The organism is Stenotrophomonas sp. STEN022 (genome assembly GCF_056760155.1).
The window spans coordinates 1-21406 of the sequence record NZ_JBRREG010000087.1; the positions used below are offsets into that span (position 1 = coordinate 1).

Sequence of the window (21406 nt, forward strand, 5' to 3'; positions counted from 1 at the left end):
TTTTGGTTACCTTCAACCCAGTCCACTCATCTTTGGTGTGGCGGCGCCGCGGGGGTTGGCCGTTCCCCCCCCCCCCCCCCCGCCCCCCCCCCCCCCCCCCCCCACTACGGTTGGGGCCGTCGATATCGCTTGCACGCTGGCTGGAGTAGCCTGCTCTTCCCGCAACCGCAGCAACCGCCATGAGCGAACACAAAGCCCACCAGCTGTCGATGACCGTCCTGATGTCGCCGGAGATGGCCAACTTCTCCGGCAAGGTCCACGGCGGCGCGATCCTGCGCCTGCTCGACCAGGTCGCCTATGCCTGCGCCAGTCGCTATGCCGGCAACTACGTGGTGACGCTATCGGTGGACCAGGTGACCTTCCGCCAACCGATTGCCGTCGGCGAGCTTGTCACTTTCCTCGCTTCGGTGAACTACACCGGCAACTCGTCGATGGAAGTCGGCATCAAGGTCGTTGCCGAGGACATCCGCAAGGGCGCGGTGCGCCACGCCAACAGCTGCTTCTTCACCATGGTGGCGGTGGACGACGATGGCCGGCCGACGCCGGTGCCATCGCTGCAGCCGGAAACCAGCGATGAGAAGCGTCGCTTCGCCGCTGCGCAGATCCGCCGCCAACTACGCCAGGAGATGGAGCAGCGGCATCTGGAGCTGTTGCAGAGCAATCCCTCGGGTGAGGCGGATTTGTCGGTGCCGACTGCCTAGGGCTTTTGTGGGAGCGGCGTGAGCCGCGAAGCCGGCAATGCCTGCAGAGCCACCCCTCCCCAACCCTCCCCTACGCCTTCGGCGCGAGGGAGGGGGCAGAAGCCATCAACCGGTGTTCTGCACGCCTTGCGATACGCCGTTGACACAGGCCACCAGCGCGCGCAGCAGACCTTCGTCCTGGCGATCACTTGCGCGCCAGCGCTGCAGCAGGTCCACCTGCAGGATGCTGATCGGGTCGATGTAGGGATTGCGCAGGCGGATCGACAAGGCCAGCCGCGGGTCCTGCTCCAGCAACTCCTGCTGGCCACTCAAGCGCTTCACCCAATGCGCGGTCAACGCCAGCTCCTCGCGGATCAGCGGGAAGAACTGCTCGTGCAGCGGGCCGGCCAGCTTGGAGAACTGCTCAGCGATATGAATGTCGCCCTTGCTCAGCACCATCGACATGTCATCGAGGAAGGTCTCGAAGAACGGCCAGTCGTGCGCCATCTCTCGCAGGGTCTGTTCATGCCCTGCATCAGCGGCGGCTTGCAGGCCACTGCCGACGCCGAACCAACCCGGAATCACCGCGCGCGCCTGGCTCCAGGCAAACACCCACGGAATCGCGCGCAGATTGCTCAGCGCCGCATCCTGGCCCAGACGCCGTGAGGGGCGTGAACCCAGGGTCATGCGCTCGATCACGTCGATCGGCGTGGCCTGGCGGAAGTAGTTCATGAACTGCCCGTCGCCGACAAAGGCGCGGTAGGCCACCGAACTCTTTTCGGCGACCAGCGCCATCACCGGCTTCCACTGCTCCTCGCGCGGCTCCTCGGCACGCGGGCGCAAGCTGGCACGCAATACCGCGCCGGCGGACTGCTCCAGCGAGCGCAACGCCAAAGCACGGATACCGTACTTGCGATGGATCACCTCGCCCTGCTCGGTGACGCGCAGGCGGCCACCGATGCTGCCGCGTGGCGAGGCGTTCACCGCATGGGTGGTCTTGGTACCACCGCGACTGATCGAACCACCACGGCCGTGGAAGAAGGTCAGTTTGACGCCGAATTCCGCAGCCGTTTCCAGCAGCTCGACCTGTGCATGCTGCAGGCCCCAGCGCGAGGCGGCGATGCCGCCGTCCTTGCCGCTGTCCGAATAGCCCAGCATCACCATCTGCACGTCATCACGCGCGGCCAAATGGGCGCGGTAGACCGGATCGGCAAGCAGATCACGCAACGTCGCTGTACCTCGCTGCAGGTCATCGACGGTCTCGAACAACGGCGCGATGTCCAGAGGCACTGCGCCATCCGCATCGAGCAGACCACCACGCCGCGCAAGCGCCAGCACCGCAAGTACGTCGCCGCGGTCGTGCGCCATCGAGATGATGTAGCTGCCCAAGGCATCGGCACCGTGACGACGGCGCGCGTCAGCCAGTGCAGCGAACACCTTGTCCAGACGCTGCCCGGCTTCGTCCTCGCCGCGCGCCAGCACTTCGGTGCCTGCGGCGTACGGTGACAGCAACTGCGCACGCGCCGCATCGTCCAACGCGTCGAACGCATCTTGCCCACCCAGCACTTCGGCCAGCGCGCGCGAATGCACACTGGATTCCTGACGCACATCCAGACGCGCAAGATGGAAACCAAAGGTGCGCACGCGCCACAGTAGACGCCGCACAGAGAACCAGCCGGCGTGCTTGCCCTTGTTGGCGTCCAGGCTGTCAAGAATCAGCTGGATGTCGTGGATGAATTCTTCCGGTGACGCATATGCCCCCGGAGCGTCTTCCACTGTCGCCTGCAGGCGCGCGCGCATGCGGTCGTTGAGCAGGCGGTACGGCATGTCGGCATGACGCGGGCGCGACTTCACCTGCGGCAGCAGTTGCTGGTACTCCTGCACACGCGCCTGCACTTCCTCGCTGACGCCAACCAGTTCGGTCGATTGGCTGAGCAGGCTGGCCAGCGCCACCATGTCTTTCAGGTACAGACCGAGCACCGCACTGCGTTGCGCGTTCAAGGTATTGGTGATGGTGCCGGCGTCCACGTTCGGATTGCCATCCATGTCGCCGCCAACCCAGGTACCAAAGCGCAACAGGCGCGGCAACGGCAGGGTTCGACCCCAGGTGTCGCGCAGGGCCTGTTCCAAGGATTCGTAGAACACAGGAATCACTCGGTACAGCACACGGGTCAGGTAGAAACCGACATGTTCGCGCTCATCGTCCACGGTTGGCCGCACCGGCGAGGAATCGGCGGTCTGCCACGATGCGGTCAAGGCCATGCGGAAGCGTGCGGCATCAGCAGCTTGTTCGCCGGGCGTGCGTTGCCCATCGAGGTTGTCGACCAAGGCGGCAACCATCAGTTGTTCTTTTTCCAGCAGCGCGCGGCGCACGGCTTCGGTCGGGTGCGCGGTGAACACCGGTTCGATGTCGATCTGCGGCAACCACTGCGCCAGCTCTTCCGGCGTCACGCCCTGCGCCTTCAGCGCAAGCAGCGCGTCATGCAGGCCTTCGGGCTGCGGGCGCTTGGTGCCTGCGCGCTGGTAGTCACGACGGCGGCGGATGCGATGCACGCGCTCGGCGATGTTGACCACCTGGAAGTAGGTACTGAAAGCGCGCACCAGCGCTTCGGCATCGCGCGGCGAACGCCCGGCCAACTGCGCGCTGAGCGGAGCCAACGGCGCCTGGCTTTCACGGCGGGCAATCGCCGCCGTGCGCACGTCTTCCACCTCGTCGAGGAAGCCGGGCGATACCTGTTCGGAGATCAGATCACCAACCAATGTGCCGAGGCGACGCACATCGTCGCGCAGTGGCAGGTCGGGGGTGGCGAAGACAACGCTGCTGCGGTACTCGTTCATCTAAGACGTAGAGCCTGGAGAGCGGAAACCCGTCAAGCCTACCGCAAAAATCAGCACAATTTTGCAGTGCACCAAACCTGAAACAGTTGCATCTGAATGTTGTCTGGCAGCTGTCCTTTTGGACAGAAAGGTACGCCGGATCAGTCAGTTCGAGGACATGACGAAACAGCGCTTCACCTGTAGTGCCGAACCATGCTCGGCATGAGGCATTACCGGTAGAGCCCCTGCCGAACATGGCTCGGCACTACAGGAGGGCCAAAGCCTACCCTCCCCTTTGCACTGCGCGCAAAAGGGAGGGAGTCGTTCGTCAGCGCTTCTTGCCGGCTTCTGCACCCAACCAACGGTCCAGCCAGTCTTCGCTTTCGGCCAGCATGGTCATGATCGATTCGCGTGCGCGGTAAGCATGCGACTCGTTCGGCAGCATCACCAGTCGTGAGGTGCCGCCCAAGCCCTTCACCGCAGCGAACATGCGTTCGCTCTGGATCGGGAAGGTGCCGGAGTTGTTGTCGTCCTCGCCGTGGATGAACAGGATCGGGTCCTTGATCTTGTCTGCGTAATTGAACGGCGACATCTTCTGGTACACCTCCTGCGCCTGCCAGTAGTTGCGCTCTTCGGCCTGGAAGCCGAACGGCGTCAGCGTGCGGTTGTACGCACCCGAACGCGCGATGCCCGCCTTGAACAGACGCGTATGCGCCAACAGGTTCGCAGTCATGAAGGCGCCATAGGAATGGCCGCCCACCGCGATACGCTCACGGTCGCCGACGCCACGCTTCACCACTTCATCCACCGCAGCCTGTGCGCTGGCGACCAGCTGCTGCACATAGGTGTCGTTCGGCTCGGTGTCACCTTCACCAACGATCGGCATGGTCGGGTTGTTCAGCACCACATAACCCTTGGCCAGGAAGGCCTGCGGGCCCCAATAGCTGATGGCATTGAAACGGTACTTGGAACCACTGACCTGGCTGGCATCGGCAGCAGATTTGAACTCGGCCGGGTAGGCCCACATCAGCAGCGGACGCGGGCCATCTTTCTTGGCGTCATAGCCCGGCGGCAGCAGCAGGTCGGCGGTGAGTTCAACACCGTCGGCACGCTTGTAACGGATCTGCTCCTTCTTCACTCCACGCAGCTGCGGCAGCGGATGGGCGAAGTGGGTCAGCTCAACCGGCTTGGCGTCAGCAGCCAGGCCACGCGCATACAGATTCGCCGGCACCTCGTTGGATTCGCGATAGGTCAGGATGCGACCCGCCTCGCCTTCGATGATGCCCAGCGGCATTTCGTAGTACGGCGCCTGCGAGTGGAACAAGCGCTCGCTCTTGCCACTGGCCAGGTCAACGCGGTCCAGGAACGGACGATCACCTTCAACCGATGCGCCGTCACCAATGCGATAGAAGCCCTTGCCATCAGCGGTCAGCTGCAGGCGCGAGCGGCCGCCGTCATCCATCTGCAGCAAGGGCTCGCCCGGGTCGCTGTAGCGATCATCTTCCGAGCGCTGGACCAGCAGCGTTGCGGCCTGATCCAGATGATCCGGCGCAATCTTCCACTGTTTCACCTGACGGCTCTTCCACCAGTACTCATCCAGCAGCGCCAACTCGCCATTGGCCCAGCTAACGCCCGCGTAGCGCGAACCCAGCTGCGCCAGCGTCACCGGCGGCTTGTCGAACGGCGCTGCCTGCAGCAGCACCGCATCGCGCACCTTGGCCTCACGCGACGGGTCACCGCCATCCTGTGCTTCGGCCCACACCAGCGAGGCCGGTGCGTCAGCACGCCAACTGATCGAACGCACGCCGGTGGGGACTGCATCGTTGCCGGTCGGCAGGCCATCCACCAGCGGCAGGCGCGCCACCGTGTGCACCAGCTTGCCCTGCGCATCCAGCACTTCGATGTTGCGCGGGAAACGGCTGACCGGCACCGCATAGGAGAACGGCCGCTGTACGCGCTGGCTCAGCAGGTACTTGCCATCTGGCGAGGCCGACAGGCCCAGATAGATGCCCACCGCGCCGACCGGCTTGCTGTCGCCGCTGATCGACACCCGCACCGGCTGTGCCTGCATGTAGTACTCGAACAGACGCGCATCGTCTTCGTTCTTCAACAGATCCTGATAGGTGCGCACGGTGCGCACGCCCTGCCCAGCCTCGGTCTGCTGCACCGCCGGCCCGGTCGGGACGCCGTCGCCGTGCGGCGGCTCGCCCTGCCCGGCGGGACGCTGCATCACCAGCAGCGCATCGCTGCCCGGCAGCCACGCATAGCCGTTGCCGACGATGCTGTTCAGGCGCTCGGCCACCCGCCGCGCGCTGGCGGTCTCCACATCCACCAACCACAGCTCATTGCTGCCGGTGGCCGGATTCAGCTGGTTGAAGGCCAGGTACTTCTGGTCCGGCGACCAGGCCAGCGAGGCCACCGACAGCGGCTGCGGCAGGCCGGCAATCTGGCGCTCCTTGCCATCACTGGTGGACGCCAGCCACAGCTTGCTGCCGAACGAGAAGCGGCTATCGGACACGGTCTTGGGATTGATGCGCAGGCCGGCCAGCTTCAGTTCCGGGGCCGCCACCTGGGCGATGGACGGCAGCGCCGGGGTCTGCAGCAGCGCAGTCAGGTCGCGCTTGGGCGACAGGTACAGGCTGGGCGCGCGCGGGGCGTCCACCACGGCCTGCAGCGCCGCCGACGGCAGCCGGTAGCCTTCGCCCTGCTGGGCGCCCTTCTGCGCCGGCGGCGGGGTCAACGCCATGACCGGAGGTACCGCCAGCAGCAGGCCGGCGCACAGCACCAGGGCGGCCGAAGCGCGGCGACGGCGGTGGGGAGACAGGTTCATGGCGCATTCCTATTGGACGAAAACAATCCTCCAACTTAACAATCCCCATCGACACTGGCCCCTGCCGTTGGTTGGGCCCGCGGCGCGGGCACGTCACCGCGATATACTGGGCGGCCCGTTCCGAGGGGCGCTGCGACCGTTGGGTGGACCCGTCCACTACAGCCCGTGTTCTTGCACGGACTTCCCAAACGGCCAGGCTCGGACGGCTTTCACGCAACAACGGCGCCCGGCGAACGCGAGCCTGCTCGCACCACACCGGAGCTCTGAATGAACGCTGTTGCCACTACCTTCTCGCAGGAAGGTGATTACAAGATCCGCGATATCTCGCTGTCCGACTGGGGCCGCAAGGAACTGGACATCGCCGAGCACGAAATGCCGGGCCTGATGTCGATCCGCCGCAAGTACCAGGCCGAGCTGCCGCTGAAGGGCGTGCGCGTGACCGGCTCGCTGCACATGACCATCCAGACCGCGGTGCTGATCGAGACCCTGAAGGACATCGGCGCCAACGTGCGTTGGGCTTCGTGCAACATCTTCTCGACCCAGGACCACGCTGCCGCCGCGATTGCCGCCACCGGCACGCCGGTGTTCGCCTGGAAGGGCGAGTCGCTGGAAGAATATTGGGACTGCACCCTGGACGCGCTGACCTTCACCCTGGCCGACGGAACCCTGACCGGTCCGGAGCTGGTGGTCGACGACGGTGGCGACGTCACCCTGCTGATCCACAAGGGCTATGAGCTCGAGAACGGCAGCAACTGGGTCAACGAGCCGGCTTCCTCGCACGAAGAGCAGGTCATCAAGAACCTGCTCAAGCGCGTTGCAACCGAGCGCCCGGGTTACTGGGGCCGCGTGGTCAAGGATTGGAAGGGCGTCTCCGAAGAGACCACCACCGGCGTGCACCGCCTGTACCAGCTGGCCCAGGCCGGCACCCTGCTGATCCCGGCGATCAACGTCAACGACTCGGTCACCAAGAGCAAGTTCGACAACCTCTACGGCTGCCGCGAGTCGCTGGCCGATGGCCTGAAGCGCGCGATGGACGTGATGCTGGCCGGCAAGGTTGCCGTGGTCTGCGGCTACGGCGACGTCGGCAAGGGCTGCGCCGCTTCGCTGCGTGCCTATGGCGCGCGCGTGGTGGTCACCGAGATCGACCCGATCTGCGCCCTGCAGGCCGCGATGGAAGGCTTCGAGGTCAACACCATCGAATCCACACTGGGCCGTGCTGACCTGTACGTCACCACCACCGGCAACAAGGACATCATCCGCATCGAGCACCTGAGCGCGATGAAGGACCAGGCCATCGTCTGCAACATCGGTCACTTCGACAATGAAATCCAGGTTGATGCACTGGTGGGCTACAAGGGCGTGCAGCACGTCAACATCAAGCCGCAGGTGGACAAGTACATCTTCCCGAACGGCAACGCGATCTTCCTGCTGGCCGAAGGCCGCCTGGTCAACCTCGGCTGCGCCACCGGCCACCCGAGCTTCGTGATGTCCAACTCGTTCGCCAACCAGACGCTCGCACAGATCGACCTGTGGGCGAACAAGGACAGCTACGAGAACAAGGTGTACCTGCTGCCGAAGAAGCTGGACGAAGAAGTTGCCCGTCTGCACCTGGAGAAGATCGGCGTCAAGCTGACCACCCTGAGCCAGGAACAGGCCGACTACATCGGCGTGCCGGTCGACGGCCCGTTCAAGCCGGACCACTACCGCTACTGATTTGCTTTGCCTTGCTTTGCTTTAGCCCCTCTCCCTTTCACGGGAGAGGGGTTGGGGTGAGGGCAGCTTTTAGCCGGTCCGGTAACGCCCCTGCCGAGCATGGCTCGGCGCTACAGTCTTCTCGCGCACGCTGGAAGGGTTGGAGTGAGGGCAGGCTTTGCAAAGAACGGGCGCCGCAAGGCGCCCGTTCTGTTTGCGGCACAATCGGATCTACACGATTGCCTGCCGCCTCCATGACTCCGCACGTCCCCGATGCCATCAGCGAACAAACCAGCCTCGCCTGCGATGTGATCCAGCAGCAGCTGGCAGCCAACCTGCTCGCCATTTACCTGTACGGCTCCGCGATCGACGGTGGTTTGAAGCCACGCAGCGACATCGACCTGCTGGTGATCGTGGCCAACCACCCGGACGACGCCACGTTGCGGAGTCTGCAGCGCGCACTACTGCCCATCTCCGCCCCACCCGGCCAGCACCCGACGCGGCGTGCATTGGAAGCAACGCTCATCGCCCTTGCTGAGGTTGTGCCCTGGCGTCACCCAGCACGCCGCGAACTGCAGTTCGGCGAATGGCTGCGGCAGGACATCCTGGCCGACATACTGGAACCGCCCATGCAGGACCCCGACCTGGCCATCCTTCTGACCAAGGCCCAACAGCACAGCATCGCCCTGTACGGCCCAGCCCTCATGGAACTACTTCCCCCCGTGCCCGAGCGCGACTTCCAGCGGGCACTGGCTGACACCCTGACGCTGTGGAACACCGCAGACGACTGGCACGGCGAGGAAGCAAACATCGTGCTCACATTGGCACGCCTCTGGTATAGCGCACAGACCGGAGGCATCGCACCGAAGGATGTCGCCGCGGAGTGGCTGCTGCAGCATCTGCCAGAGCAGCATCACGCCGTTGTCAGGCAGGCACGGCAGGAGTATCTCGCCCCGACCGACAGCCCTCCCCCCTCGCCTGCCGCTCCACTGACCGCTTTCATTCACGCAGCAAAGGCGCGCATCACCGAGATCCTGCAGGCGGACAACAGCTGAGTCGCCAACAAGCGACCTTTGCCGCATCATTGCCCAGCCCCCCTCTTTCCAGGAAACGCAGATGACCAGCAACGAGAAAGTCCAAGGTCCGGCATCGTATTTCCCGTCCATCGAGAAGACTTACGGCAAGCCGGTAAAGCACTGGCTGCAGCTGCTGGAGACGGTCAAGGACAAGAAGCACATGGAGCAGGTGGCCTTCCTGAAAGAACAGCACAACATCGGCCACGGCCATGCCAACGCACTGGTCGCTTACCAGCGGGCACAGAGCGGAAGCTGACAGACCAGCAGCAAGCCCCACACGCGACGGCAACGCGCCAGCCCCTCTCTGACAAGAATCCCGACATGCAGCCCACCCTCTTCGAGCGCCCAGCCTTCACCGTCATCGGTATGGAGGCGATCTTCCGCGACGGTGAAGACGGCTACGCCGAGCTCTGGCAACGCTTCATCCCGCGCGAAAATGAAGTCGCCGGGAAGATCGACCCCGTCGTCAGCTACGGTGTCTGCGCACCGCAGGCTGATGGCACGGTTCGCTACATCACCGGCTTCGAAGTGCAGGACGATGCGGCGATCCCGGATGGCATGGTTCGCTTCCAGGTTCCTGCACAACGCTATGCCGTGTTTACCCACACCGGCACCGCCCCGCAGATCAGTGCCAGCTTCCATGCCATCCACGATCACCTGCTCGCCAAACACGGACTACAGGCAAAACAAGGCGTTGACCTGGAACGCTACGACGCCCGGTTTGACGATCCGTTTGATCCAGCCTCGCAGATGGAGCTGCACATTCCGGTCCATTGATTGGCAACGCAGGCAGCTTCGTGCGCTTCAGCGGCAACCTGCAGTTCGGGGTAGCAAGCAAACCAAACGGGCGCCCTACGGCGCCCGCTTCGCATGCGCGCGGAACGTCAGCCGCGGTGAATCGAGACACCACCATCCACCAGCATCGCCGCTCCGGTCATGAACGAAGACTGGTCCGAGGCCAGGAACATCGCGGCCGCAGCCAACTCGCGTGGATCAGCGATACGCTTCAGTGCATGCAATCGCGCTACCTGCGCCATCGCCTCCGGTGAGCCATTCATTTCATGCGCCATCGGTGTATCGGTGCCACCAGGCAACAAGGCATTCACCCGTAGACCTTGCGGTCCGAACTCGGAGGCCAATGCCTGGGTCAGTCCGATGATCCCGGACTTGCTGGCGGCATAGGCCGCGGCACCGGCGAAGCCCACCGTATGGCCGACGAAGGTTGAGGTAAATATCAGGCTGCCAGCGCCGCCGCGCAGCATTGCCGGCACCTGGTGCTTGGCAGCCAGGAACATCGCTGTGAGATTGGTGTCCAGCGTGCGCTGCCAATCGGCCAGCGCCAGCTCCGGCGTCGGCCCCAATGGCCCCATCATGCCTGCGTTGTTGAAGGCCACGTCCAGCCGACCGTACTGGTCCAGCGCCAACGCGACCAAGGCCTTTGCGTAGCTTTCTTCGCAGACATCGCCAGGCAGACAAACCGCGTTGCCACCGCCGCTGGCAATCTCCGCCACCAGCCGATCCAACTCGGCGGCGCGGCGCGCACCCAGCACAAGCGCCGCACCTTCCGCGGCGAACAGCATTGCTGCAGCGCGGCCGATGCCAGAACTGGCTCCGGTGATGATCACAACCTTTCCCTGCAGCTGCTTCATGTAAGCTCCACTCAACGAAGGAACTGCATGCTGCACCCACGATGGCAGCGCTGCCCGCCAGAATCGGACACCAAAGCCGCCAGGCCAGACCCACAACCGGCATCAATACACGATGACGGCCATCACACCGCAGGAAATGAGATGAGCGACTTCACTGATGTGCGCTTCACCCTCGCCGTGCAGGACCTTGCCAGGTCCACTGACTACTACGCTTCTGTGCTCGGCCTGCAGATGGACTTCACCGCACCCGGCTGGAGCTTCATGTCGCGTGGCAGCTTCCGGGTGATGCTGGGCGAATGCAGCGATGCCGTTCCACCGCAGGCGCTTGGTGACCACGCCTGGTATGGCTATGTGACAGTCTCCGATGCTGCGGCCCTGTTCCAGGAATACCGCGCAGCCGGGGCCGAGTTCACCCAGGCACTTGCCGACAAACCCTGGGGCATGCGTGAATTCGGCGTCCGCACCATCGACGGCCACCGCCTGATGTTTGGCCAGGAGCTGTAACGCAACACGCTGGTGCAGGCCAGAGGAAGTTCCGTGTGACAACGCGCAGCATCTGATCAGGAATCACCCGCATGCAGTGGATTGATGATCTTGAAGTAGAGGCCTGGAACACCGTGATCGAAGAACTGGTCTGGCACCTGCGCAACGGCCGCACGCCGACCACCATCACCCGCCAGTTCGAGCCCGAACGTGGCATCGCATTCCGCTTCAACAGCGCGCCTCCCTGCTTCCTGGCCATCACCGATACCGCGCTGGAACATCATTGGAAGGATGCAGTCGCCATCATCGGCCGCATCCCACAGCTCAATGCCACCCGCCTGCATTGCAGTTCCGCTGATCCGGCCACGCCACGTCGCAGTCCCGCCTAGTTCGCCGCCGGTCGCAGGCGCAGGCTGCCCAGCAACTGGTCCCACACCTGCAGCGCATCTTCATCAGTGGCGAACACCGACGCTGAGTCCGTACTCATTTGCAACGAGACAAAGGGGCGCTGCAAGGACTCCGGCTCACCCTGGAATTCCCACAGAAACCGGTATCCGCCGTCGTCGCGGACCAGCAATTCCTCTCCCGCCATCCCAGCCACGCTGCGCCCGCTGGCGCGCAACCGTCGCATACCAACCGGCAGCAGTGCTGCACGTCGCAGCAGCCCAAGGTCTGCCCTGCCCACCACGCGCGACATCACACTCGACCGCGCACCCGCGTGGCCTGGGATCTGCAGTGCAACCGTCAGCTCCTCGCTATTGATGCGCGCACCATCGATGAGCCCCGAATCAATGCAGAATCCCGATCCGTTCGGCAATGCCACTGGATCCCTGTAGTGGATGCGTGGACGCAGGACACGAAGGTTCTCGATCGCAGCCGCAGACTTTGTCGCATCCATCTTCCCGCTGACCAGGTACATCACCTGATGCCTGGGCTCGAAAATGTAGAGCTCCTGCAGCTGGCCCGCACGACTGCTGTCGCTGAGCCAGGATGTCTGCACCACGGCATCCGCGTCGACATCGGTGCTGCCCACCCACATGGCGCCCCCAGCGCGGTGTGGCGCGCCGCGCAACCCGGCCTCGCGCGTGGCCAGCACCTGCTGGAAATCAGCGCGGGACAGCCCCTGCCGCGTGGTGATGCGCTTGCCCGCATGGATGTAATCCGATTGCGATGCAGGGAGCGCCAGCGCATCGATCAGAAATCGTCCTATACAGGCACTGCCCACAGGGGCCGTCGCCGGCCTGGCCTGCACAGCAGTACCGCCCATCTGCGTGAACGCCAGGACGGTGACGACCGCCAGGCAGCTGATGCGGCGCCGGAGGCGCTGTCCTGTCATCGAGATCACGGCATTGCGCTCCATGCACCGTCCTGTTCGAAATCCGGCAAGCGTCAGCATCATCGCCGGCGCCAGCACGATGAGATCGGCAGGGCATGCGATGCGATGCCGATCTTACCCCTGAGCGTCACCAGCCGCGACGCAGGCACCTTGATTCAGGCCAGGTCCGGGTGCCGGTCCACCAGGCCCTGCTTGCGGCGCTCCAGCTCTGACAGCTTCATCTGCAGGTCATTGATCTCGCCATCAAGCTCTTCGACGCTGGCTTCGATGTGATCGTAAGCCTCCTGCAGCAACTCCCGCGCTTCGCGGCGGCTGCCTGCATTGGGCGTATCGCCACGCATCGGCTTGTTGGCGGTCTCATGCATGAAGTACGCAGTTACCAGGCCAATCAGCGCCACCACCATCAGGTAGTACGCCGGCATCATCAGGTCGCCAGTGGATTCCACCAGCCATGCCGCAAGCGTCGGGGTTACACCGGCGATGATCACCGAGATGTTGAACGCGCTGGCCAGCGCGCTGTAACGCACGCGCGTCGGGAACATCGCCGGCAGGGTCGCTGCCATCACACCGATCAGGCAGTTCAGCAGCACCGCCAGCAACAACAGGCCGACGAAGATCCAACCGGTATTGCCGCTGGTGATCAGGTGGAAGGCCGGGATCGCGGCAACCAACAAACCAAGGCTACCGGCGGCGATGAATGGCCGGCGGCCGATACGATCACTGGCCATGCCAACAAACGGCTGCACAAACAACATGCCCACCATCACCACGATGATGATCAGTACGCCGTGGTCTTCGGAGTAATGCAGGTTGTGCGACAGGTAGGTAGGCATGTACGTCAGCAACATGTAGTACGTGACGTTGGTGACCAGCACGATACCGACGCAGACCAGCAGCGAACGCCAGTATTTGGTCACGATCTCCTTGAAGGAGATCCGCGGTGCGCTGCCGACTGCGTCCTGGTCGTCTTTCTCCATGCGCTCGAGCTGCTCGGTGAAAGCCGGCGTTTCCTCCGCTGCGTGACGCAGGTACAGGCCAATCAAGCCCAACGGAGCAGCAAGGAAGAACGGAATGCGCCAGCCCCACTCAAGGAACTGCGCTTCGCCAACGATGCTGCTCAGCAATACCACCACGCCTGCGCCGGAGACAAAGCCGATGATCGAACCGAAATCCAGCCAGCTGCTGAGGAAGCCCCGTCGCCGGTCCGGTGCGAACTCGGCAACGAATACCGCGGCACCGGTGTACTCGCCACCAACAGAGAAACCCTGCGCCAGTTTGCATAGCAGCAACAGGATCGGCGCGAGTATGCCAATGCTTTCGTACGATGGAATCAAGCCGATGCAGAAGGTACTGACTGCCATCAGGATGATGGTCGCCGACAGCACTTTCTGCCGGCCGAATTTGTCCCCCATGACCCCAAAAAACACGCCACCCAGCGGACGCACCAGGAACGGCACCGAGAACGTTGCGAGCGCAGCGATGGTCTGCACGCTGGGCGACGCTTCCGGGAAAAACACCTTGCCCAAGGCATAGGCGACAAAGCCGTAAACACCAAAGTCAAACCACTCCATCGCATTACCCAATGCGGCGGCGGTGACTGCTTTTTTTACTTTTGCCTTATCGATGACGGTGATGTCTTCGATTTGCAGCGGCTCATTGCGGATAGTGGATTCACCTGTAGACATGACAGGACCAGTCCTCCCGTTACTGAGTTGATTGCGTGCTTGGCCTTGGCTTGCATGAGTTCGCGCAGGCCGTAATGCGCACGAAGGAATGCCCCGCGGCAAGGCCACGGGAACGGTCGGGGACAGAAAAAACCGGGATCATCCCGGTAAAGGCGTAGTGCCGGCTGTCCAAGCATCAACAGGCAGGGTGCCTGTGCGTAATCGCTGAATGATGCTGAGCCGGCGTATTTTACGCGAACAGCTGTTAAGGCTTGTTAAAGACGCATCTACAGTGATTTCGTGCAGACGTGCAGCGCACCGCGATTTACCGCTGAATGCGTCGAAACACGCGCAATAGCGTCACCATGAGGCCGGTTGCCATGCAACCTGCTGCGTAACAGACAATGTCGCCCCACGAAAATGTATTGCCAATGATCGTGTACATCACATCGCCACGCACGTAACCCAGACGCTCTGCGACATGGAAGTACTGCGCAAACTCGATGCCACAGGCGAACACGAACACCAGCAGCAGAACCAGGTAATCATTTATACGCAGCACACTGCGGATCATTGCGTAGAGCAGGATCACCACCAGCACATCGCCGAGATAGGCACGTATCCACGACACATGCGGCAGGCGCGTGGCGATGATCACCTCGACAGCGAACACCAGCAGCGCCAGCACGAGATGCCAGCGACTGATTGCGAACATGCCGCCCAGCTTCGTGCTGAGCGGCACCGGATCAACGCCAGTTTGCATTGGCGCCCCAGAATTCCACGGCACGGGCATAGGCGGCACGATCGACCGGCACACCGGAACCGCCCTCTTCCACACCCAGTGCATTGCGCATCATGGTGATGGGCGCCATCGGGATTTCTTCAGCCGTGGCGGTATACAGGCAACCGACGACGCCCCAGTCGGCTTCGATCGGCGAGCCTTCCTTCTCCAGCTGCTCGCGACTGTAGAGGATGACTACCAGATAGTTGGCAACCGCCGGCTCCACACCTTCAAACCAGCGCACCAATACCGGCAACTCCTCGCGGCTGCGTGCCTCGTAGCCCGAACGCAGCAGATGCCGGTTCTGCTCGGTGACCGGAACGGTCAGGCAGCGGGTGCTGGTCCAGTTCCTGTAGACATGCAATTTGCAGAACGGCGCATAGCCATCGAGTATCTTGTCGGCAGCATGCGTGTTCAAGTGCTGCTCGAACTCCTCGGCACTGCAGTCCTGGATGGTATTGGCACGCGGCGTGCGCGGAAACAAACGGGTACGTGCAAACGGTGTCAGGTAGATGGACATCATCGCTTCCAGCAAAGGAGGGCGACATTGTCGGCGATCAGTGCGAAGACCGGAACCACTGCGCCCTACCGCCGCCGCTTGCAGTTGAGGTTCGCTGCCATGCTCAGACGTGCGCTTGCGCCTCTTGTTCGGCCACATCCATCGACGGCGTGCGCCAGCCGGAGTTGACACCCCACAGATAGAACACGACGCCGATCACCGCGACCAGCAGCAGGTCCCAGCCATAGCTGAGGTAACCAGCACCGCCGAAAGCCGTGCTGCCCGCCCACGACACCAATGCCAGCAACGGCAGATAGCAGATCAGCCATAGCGCGCCTTTCAGCTGCCGGGAAAAATCATGCCAACCAATCTTGCGCTGGTAATAGATGTACACAGGCAGGGCGACAACCATCAGCAGGATGATTTCACCGGTCAACGGCCAGCGTGCCCAGTACAGCAGCTCGGTGGCCATCACGAACGCCACACCCGCCAGTATCGGCAGCGCGATGACCCGCAACGGACGATGCAGGTTGGGCGCGGTGCGGCGCAGTGACATCACGCTGATCGGCCCGGTCATGTACGAAATGACGGTGGCCACCGAGATCACCGCCGCCAGCGTGCCCCAGCCTCGGAAGAAGAACAGGAACAGGAACGACACCGCCAGGTTCAACCACATCGCCGGCCGCGGCACGCCCCAGCGCGGATGGATATTGCCCAGCACCTTGGGGGCCGTTCCGTTCTGCTGCATGCCGTAGATCATGCGCGCGGTGGTGGCGGTATACGTCATGCCGGTGCCACTGGGGCTGACGAAGGCATCCACGTACAACAGCATTGCCAGCCAGTGCAGGTTGAGGATCAAGGCCAGCTGGGCGAAGGGCGAACGGAAGTCGATGCCATGCCAGCCGTGCTCGGCCAGCATCTGGCTCGGCACCGCGCCGATGTAGGCCACCTGCAGCAGTACATAGATCACCGCCGCCAGCAGGATGGAGCCGACTACCGCGAACGGAATGCTGCGACCGGGATTGCGTGCCTCACCGGCAAGATTCACCGGGCTCTGGAAACCGTTGAAGCTGAAAACGATGCCAGCTGTTGCGATGGCGGTAAGGATGGCGGAGAAATCCAGGATCGGCGTGCCGGGTCCTTTCAATCCAACTGAAAAGTTTTCGCTATGAAAGCCACTTGCTATCAAGGCCACGCCGGTCAATGTCGGCACGATCAGTTTGAAGATGGTGATGGCGCTGTTGGAGTGCGCGAACAGTTTCACGCTCCAGAAGTTGATCAGGAAGTAGACGACCACCAGCACTGCCGCGATCAGCAGGCCGGCGTGGCTGAGTTCGCCCATGCCGCCCGGCTGCTGCACATACATGTCCTGCGCCCACTGCCACGGCCACGACGCCATGTACTGCACCGAGGCCTCGGCCTCGACCGGAATGACCGAGACGATGGCGATCCAGTTGGCCCAGGCGGCGATGAAGCCGACCAGCGAACCATGCGAGTAATGGCTATAGCGGACCATGCCGCCGGATTCGGGGAACATCGCGCCCAACTCCGCGTACGTCAAGGCGATGGTGAGGATGATGGCCGCGCCCAGCACCCACGCCCAGATCGCACCAGGCCCGGCCAGGCCTGCCGCGCGCCAGGCGCCGAACAGCCAACCCGAGCCGATGATCGAGCCCAGGCCGGTAAGCATCAGGGCGATGGGGCCGACGTCGCGGCGTATGGCGCTGGAGTCGTTCATGCTGGCTTTCCGGTTGAGGCGACGCCGAAGTGGCGCTGGCGTTGGATCATCGCAAACCGAACGTTAAGCCGAGCGTGGTTTTTGCTGGCTGGGCGCTACTGCCAGAACCGGCATAACCAACGGATTGCCACGGTTCATTGACATGCCGAAAGCGGCAAAGCCCTGCCCCCTCCCTTGCGCCGAAGGCGTAGGGGAGGGTTGGGGAGGGGTGCTCCGCGCAGGAAGCTCAACCTTCAAACGGTTCTGGCTTGGTGCTTCTGATTCTGCGTTCAAACGAAGTGCCGGAGGTAAGAAAAAAGCCAAGAGCAACAGCTAACAGCAAAAGCACCCCTCCCCAGCCCTCCCCTTGCCTACGGCAAAAGGAGGGGGCGTAGTGCCGGGCCATGCTCGGCGGGAGCCCTCCCGCTGGCGCATGCAGGAGCGGCGCGAGCTTCCAATGAACATCGTCCTCATCGCATACATATCTACGACGCAACTCCGACAACAGCACACCGACAGTGGCAGCACTCCCGCGTAGATGACTGCCATGTCGCCGTCCGATTCACTCAGCAATTCACTCAGCAAAGTTCCCGCCATCACCCTCGGTTTCTGGATCATCAAGATCCTCGCCACCACCTTGGGTGAAGTCGGCGGTGATGCCGTCACCATGTCGATGAACCTCGGCTACCTGATCGGTACGGCCCTGTTTGCCACCGTGTTCGCAGTTGCGGTATTCGCGCAGATCCGCTCGCCAAACTTCCGGCCCTGGGTTTACTGGTTCGCCATCATCGCCAGCACCACGGTCGGCACCACTCTGGCCGACTATGTCGATCGCTCGCTGGGCATTGGCTATACCGGCGGCACCACCCTGCTGCTCGCCTTGCTGTTGGGCACGCTCTTCGTCTGGCAACGCAGCACCGGCAGCATCTCGGTTACCCGGATCAATTCGCCGCGCAGCGAGCTGTTCTATTGGCTGACCATCACCTTCTCGCAGACCCTGGGCACCGCGCTGGGCGACTGGGCGGCTGACACCCAGGGCCTGGGCTATACCGGCGGCATCGCCTTGTTTGGCGGGCTGCTGGCGTTGGTGGCGCTGTTGTACTTCTGCACCCGCATCTCCCGCACCGCCCTGTTCTGGTCGGCCTTCGTCCTGACCCGGCCGCTGGGCGCAGTGGTCGGCGACTTCCTCGACAAACCCCTGGACCACGGCGGCCTCGCCCTTAGCCGCTATATCGCCACGGTTGTTCTGCTGCTGGCGATTGTCGCCTGTATCGCCCTGCTGCCACAGCGGCCGGCTCGCCACGCCCACTGAAATTACTCCGGCCTGCTGCGGTCTCGGCTGAAACCATTGAACATCCATCTTGATAGAGAGATATAATCCCCGTCATTCCGTCAGACCCGGCCGCTTCCGATGACCGCGCTCAGCTTCGAGTTCTACCCGCCCAAGACCGACGACCAGCGCGCCCAGCTGGACCGCACCGCCGCCAAGCTCAAGGCCCACGCGCCGGAATACGTGTCGTGTACCTTCGGTGCCGGTGGCTCGACCCTGAGCTATACCTCCGAGACCGTGCGTCACCTCAACCAGCACCACGGCCTGCAGGCGGCACCGCACCTGTCCTGCGTCGGCGGCACCCGCGAGGAAATCCGCGAACTGCTCAAGCTGTATCGCGCCATCGGGGTAAAGCGCATCGTCGCCCTGCGCGGCGACCTGCCATCTGGCATGGGCTTTCCCGGCGACCTGCGCTACGCCTCCGAGCTGATTGCCTTCATCCGCGCCGAGCACGGCGATGCCTTCCGCATCGAGGTCGGTGCCTATCCGGAAACCCATCCCCAGGCCAGCGACGCACTCACCGATCTGCGCCATTTCAAGACCAAGATCGATGCCGGCGCCGATGCCGCCATCACCCAGTATTTCTACAACCCCGACGCCTATTTCCATTTCGTCGATGCCGCACGCAAGCTGGGCGTGGACGTGCCGATCATTCCAGGCGTCATGCCGATCTCCAACTTCAGCCAGCTGCGCCGTTTCTCCGAACAATGCGGCGCAGAGATTCCGCGCTGGATCAGCAAGCGCATGCAGGCCTATGGCGACGATGCCGAATCGGTACGCAGCTTCGGCGCTGACGTGGTTGCCGGGCTGTGTGAGCGCCTGATCGCCGGCGGCGCACCGTCACTGCATTTCTACACGCTCAACCTGGCCAAGCCGACCAATGCCGTGCTGGAACGCATCGGCAACAACTGAACCGTCATCACTTCCTGCGTGCACAGCCAGCCGCTACCCTTGGCCGATGCGCCTGTTGTTGCTCCTGCTGCTCACCTGCTCCGCCCTGCCGGCATTCAATGCGTGCGCGCAGCAGATCAACCGCTGCACCAATGCACAGGGACAAACCGTCTACGGTGACAAGCCCTGCGAGGTGATGGGCGCGCGTGCACGCCTGCTGCCGAATCCACGCGCGGTTGGCAGCAGTGGCTTGTACCGCGACAGCTGCGCACGTCGTCTCAGCGAAGTGGTAGCGCAGATCCAATCGGCTGCCGATGCGCGCGATCCCAATCGTCTGTCGGGCATCTATCTGTGGACCGGGCTTTCCAATGCCGCCGCGACCCGGGTCATGGACAGGCTGGATGAGATCGTGCAGCGACCGCTGATCGACATCGCACCGGTGTTTCCGGAGGAGCCGGCCTATGTTCCTGCACCGACCGAACCCTTCACCTATACCGATGGCACGCCGGTCGATCCTGCGCAGGCCGCCGTCAGCGCTGGCTATCCGGATGTGCAGGCGATCAGCAACACCGGCAGCGGCCCACGTCGTCCAATTGCTTTGCGCCTGGAGCAGACCCTGCCGCGCAGCGCCACGCCAACGCGGACCATCCTGCATCTGCGCCGCCAATACAATTGCTTCTGGATCACCCTGTAAGCGCGACGCGATACCGTCAGCTGCTCAGATCTGCGGCCACAAAGCGCGAATCGCGGCCACACCCAAGGCGCCATGCCGACGTGCGATTTCGACATCGCCAGCACCCATGCCGCCAATCGCATAGATCGGCAACGAAACCCGCTCGCGCAGTTCGACGAAAGCATCCCAGCCCAGGCTGACCGCATCCGGATGGGTAGCGGTGGCCTGCACCGGACCCAGCACCGCAAAGTCGCAGCCCAGCTGCTGTGCCGCCTGCAACTGCGCAAGATCGTGGCAGGACGCCGCCACCAATAATGATTCCGGCAAAGGCCGTACCTGCAGCTGCAATAGCTGCTCGCTACCCAGGTGCACGCCAACACCCAGCTCACTGGCCAGCTCGATATCGCGGTTGATCAGTACTTCCACCTGCTTGCCAAAGCGCTCCACCACGGTTCGGGCCAAGGCCTGGCGCTGCGCTGCCATCGGGGTGCGCAGCTGGATGCGGCGGATGCCACCGGCGATGGCGGCCTCGATCGACCCCAGCCAGGCGTCCTCGCCGTCAGTCGGCTCAGGCGTGACCAGGTAGTGGCAGGGCTGGCGCAGCGCCGCCACCACCGGCAGGTCGGCTGGTGGCATCGAATAGCGCGCCAGCTTGTCCGGGGATACCCAGGTAATGGCCTGGCCCTCACGGCCACGCGCCGTGCCCTTCCAGTGGCGCACGCGGCGCACTTCCAGGCGCAGGCGCTTGTCCGGGTAGATCTGCGGCACGTCCATCACCCACTCGCCGATCTCGGCCTCGATGCCCAGCTCCTCGCGCAGTTCACGCACCAGCGCCTGCTCTGAGGTTTCGCCGGGCTCGCGCTTGCCGCCGGGGAATTCCCAGAGGCCGGCCATGTCGCTGTCGCCGGTGCGCCGGTTGAGCAGGATGCGACCGCGCGCGTCGGTGATGACGGCGGCCACGACGTGGATCGAGCGTGAAGGAGATGTCATGGACTGAGCATGCCGAAAACAGGGCTGTTGGTGCAATCGTTCGCTGAGCCCGTGTAGTGCCGAGCCATGCTCGGCAGGGACCTTGTCGGCGATGCATCGGACAGGTCATCGGTTTCGCGGCTTACGCCGCTCCCACAAAAACCAAGCCGACTGTAGTGCCGAGCCATGCTCGGCAGGGGCACTACCTGCGATGCATCGGACAGGTCATCGGCTTCGCGGCTGACGCCGCCCCACAAAAGCCAAGCTGACGGTAGCGCCGAGCCATGCTCGGCAGGGGCACTGCCGGTGAAGCCCATGC

20 protein-coding genes and 1 riboswitch are annotated in these 21406 nt (G+C 63.4%); of the genes, 10 read left to right on the top strand and 10 right to left on the bottom strand.

What is annotated here, in order from left to right; genetic code table 11:
* Positions 1-179 precede the first annotated feature (179 nt).
* The gene (locus ACVOMF_RS16360; RefSeq protein WP_481510211.1) at positions 180-701 is read left to right on the top strand and encodes an acyl-CoA thioesterase; all 522 of its coding nucleotides are present in this window, start codon (positions 180-182) and stop codon (positions 699-701) included.
* Between the two features lie 105 nt (positions 702-806).
* Here ACVOMF_RS16360 and ppc read toward each other — a convergent pair whose 3' ends face one another.
* Positions 807-3518 (bottom strand): phosphoenolpyruvate carboxylase, encoded by a 2712-nt coding sequence (gene ppc, locus ACVOMF_RS16365; RefSeq protein WP_481510212.1) that lies wholly within the window; start codon positions 3516-3518, stop codon positions 807-809.
* A 307-nt stretch (positions 3519-3825) separates the two neighbouring features.
* A complete protein-coding gene (locus ACVOMF_RS16370) occupies positions 3826-6327 on the bottom strand; it encodes an alpha/beta hydrolase family protein (RefSeq protein WP_481510213.1) in 2502 nt (833 codons plus the stop codon).
* Positions 6328-6443: 116 nt separating this feature from the next.
* Positions 6444-6562: riboswitch (S-adenosyl-L-homocysteine riboswitch) on the top strand.
* A gap of 32 nt (positions 6563-6594) precedes the next feature.
* Between ACVOMF_RS16370 and ahcY the strand changes: the two genes are divergently transcribed.
* The 4 genes from ahcY (at position 6595) to ACVOMF_RS16390 (ending at position 9872) form a co-directional block, all read left to right on the top strand.
* Positions 6595-8040, top strand: a complete 1446-nt coding sequence (ahcY, locus tag ACVOMF_RS16375) for an adenosylhomocysteinase (RefSeq protein WP_481510214.1) — start codon at positions 6595-6597, stop codon at positions 8038-8040.
* Between the two features lie 233 nt (positions 8041-8273).
* Positions 8274-9074: an aminoglycoside adenylyltransferase family protein gene (locus tag ACVOMF_RS16380; RefSeq protein WP_481510215.1), complete on the top strand. Its 801-nt coding sequence runs from the start codon at positions 8274-8276 to the stop codon at positions 9072-9074.
* Between the two features lie 61 nt (positions 9075-9135).
* On the top strand, positions 9136-9351 hold the full coding sequence (locus ACVOMF_RS16385) for a DUF4287 domain-containing protein (RefSeq protein WP_481510216.1): 216 nt from the start codon (positions 9136-9138) through the stop codon (positions 9349-9351).
* A 65-nt stretch (positions 9352-9416) separates the two neighbouring features.
* The gene (locus tag ACVOMF_RS16390; protein ID WP_481510217.1) at positions 9417-9872 is read left to right on the top strand and encodes a GyrI-like domain-containing protein; all 456 of its coding nucleotides are present in this window, start codon (positions 9417-9419) and stop codon (positions 9870-9872) included.
* Positions 9873-9979: 107 nt separating this feature from the next.
* Here ACVOMF_RS16390 and ACVOMF_RS16395 read toward each other — a convergent pair whose 3' ends face one another.
* Positions 9980-10744, bottom strand: a complete 765-nt coding sequence (locus tag ACVOMF_RS16395) for an SDR family oxidoreductase (protein WP_481510218.1) — start codon at positions 10742-10744, stop codon at positions 9980-9982.
* A gap of 141 nt (positions 10745-10885) precedes the next feature.
* Between ACVOMF_RS16395 and ACVOMF_RS16400 the strand changes: the two genes are divergently transcribed.
* Positions 10886-11248: a VOC family protein gene (locus ACVOMF_RS16400; RefSeq protein ID WP_481510219.1), complete on the top strand. Its 363-nt coding sequence runs from the start codon at positions 10886-10888 to the stop codon at positions 11246-11248.
* Between the two features lie 71 nt (positions 11249-11319).
* Entirely contained in the window at positions 11320-11616 is a 297-nt protein-coding gene (locus ACVOMF_RS16405) for a hypothetical protein (protein WP_481510220.1), read from the top strand.
* Here ACVOMF_RS16405 and ACVOMF_RS16410 read toward each other — a convergent pair.
* From ACVOMF_RS16410 to ACVOMF_RS16430, 5 genes are all read right to left on the bottom strand, one after another.
* Positions 11613-12587 carry a T6SS immunity protein Tli4 family protein gene (locus ACVOMF_RS16410; RefSeq protein ID WP_481510221.1) on the bottom strand — a complete coding sequence of 325 codons (975 nt, stop codon included), beginning with the start codon at positions 12585-12587 and terminating at the stop codon, positions 11613-11615. The two genes, ACVOMF_RS16405 and ACVOMF_RS16410, sit on opposite strands and share 4 nt — an antisense overlap.
* A gap of 131 nt (positions 12588-12718) precedes the next feature.
* Positions 12719-14248: a glycine betaine/L-proline transporter ProP gene (gene proP / locus ACVOMF_RS16415; RefSeq protein ID WP_481510222.1), complete on the bottom strand. Its 1530-nt coding sequence runs from the start codon at positions 14246-14248 to the stop codon at positions 12719-12721.
* A gap of 304 nt (positions 14249-14552) precedes the next feature.
* On the bottom strand, positions 14553-14990 hold the full coding sequence (locus ACVOMF_RS16420) for a ribosomal maturation YjgA family protein (protein WP_481510223.1): 438 nt from the start codon (positions 14988-14990) through the stop codon (positions 14553-14555).
* Complete coding sequence (locus tag ACVOMF_RS16425; RefSeq protein WP_481510224.1) at positions 14974-15528, bottom strand: DUF3228 family protein; 555 nt, start codon at positions 15526-15528, stop codon at positions 14974-14976. Before ACVOMF_RS16425 ends, ACVOMF_RS16420 begins: the two co-directional genes overlap by 17 nt.
* Positions 15529-15631: 103 nt before the next feature.
* Positions 15632-17245 carry an APC family permease gene (locus ACVOMF_RS16430; protein ID WP_481510225.1) on the bottom strand — a complete coding sequence of 538 codons (1614 nt, stop codon included), beginning with the start codon at positions 17243-17245 and terminating at the stop codon, positions 15632-15634.
* A gap of 526 nt (positions 17246-17771) precedes the next feature.
* Here ACVOMF_RS16430 and ACVOMF_RS16435 point away from each other — a divergent pair.
* From ACVOMF_RS16435 to ACVOMF_RS16445, 3 genes are all read left to right on the top strand, one after another.
* On the top strand, positions 17772-18536 hold the full coding sequence (locus ACVOMF_RS16435) for a COG4705 family protein (RefSeq protein WP_481510226.1): 765 nt from the start codon (positions 17772-17774) through the stop codon (positions 18534-18536).
* 99 nt (positions 18537-18635) lie between these two features.
* The gene (gene metF / locus ACVOMF_RS16440) at positions 18636-19466 is read left to right on the top strand and encodes a methylenetetrahydrofolate reductase [NAD(P)H] (protein ID WP_481510227.1); all 831 of its coding nucleotides are present in this window, start codon (positions 18636-18638) and stop codon (positions 19464-19466) included.
* Positions 19467-19512: 46 nt separating this feature from the next.
* The gene (locus tag ACVOMF_RS16445; RefSeq protein ID WP_481510228.1) at positions 19513-20139 is read left to right on the top strand and encodes a DUF4124 domain-containing protein; all 627 of its coding nucleotides are present in this window, start codon (positions 19513-19515) and stop codon (positions 20137-20139) included.
* 24 nt (positions 20140-20163) lie between these two features.
* Here the strand turns inward: ACVOMF_RS16445 and ACVOMF_RS16450 are convergent, their stop codons facing one another.
* Together ACVOMF_RS16450 and ACVOMF_RS16455 are read right to left on the bottom strand one after the other, a co-directional pair.
* On the bottom strand, positions 20164-21108 hold the full coding sequence (locus tag ACVOMF_RS16450; protein WP_481510229.1) for a Nudix family hydrolase: 945 nt from the start codon (positions 21106-21108) through the stop codon (positions 20164-20166).
* Positions 21105-21406: hypothetical protein (locus ACVOMF_RS16455; protein WP_481510230.1), on the bottom strand; the 302-nt coding region annotated here is incomplete at its 5' end. The genes ACVOMF_RS16450 and ACVOMF_RS16455, both read right to left, overlap by 4 nt.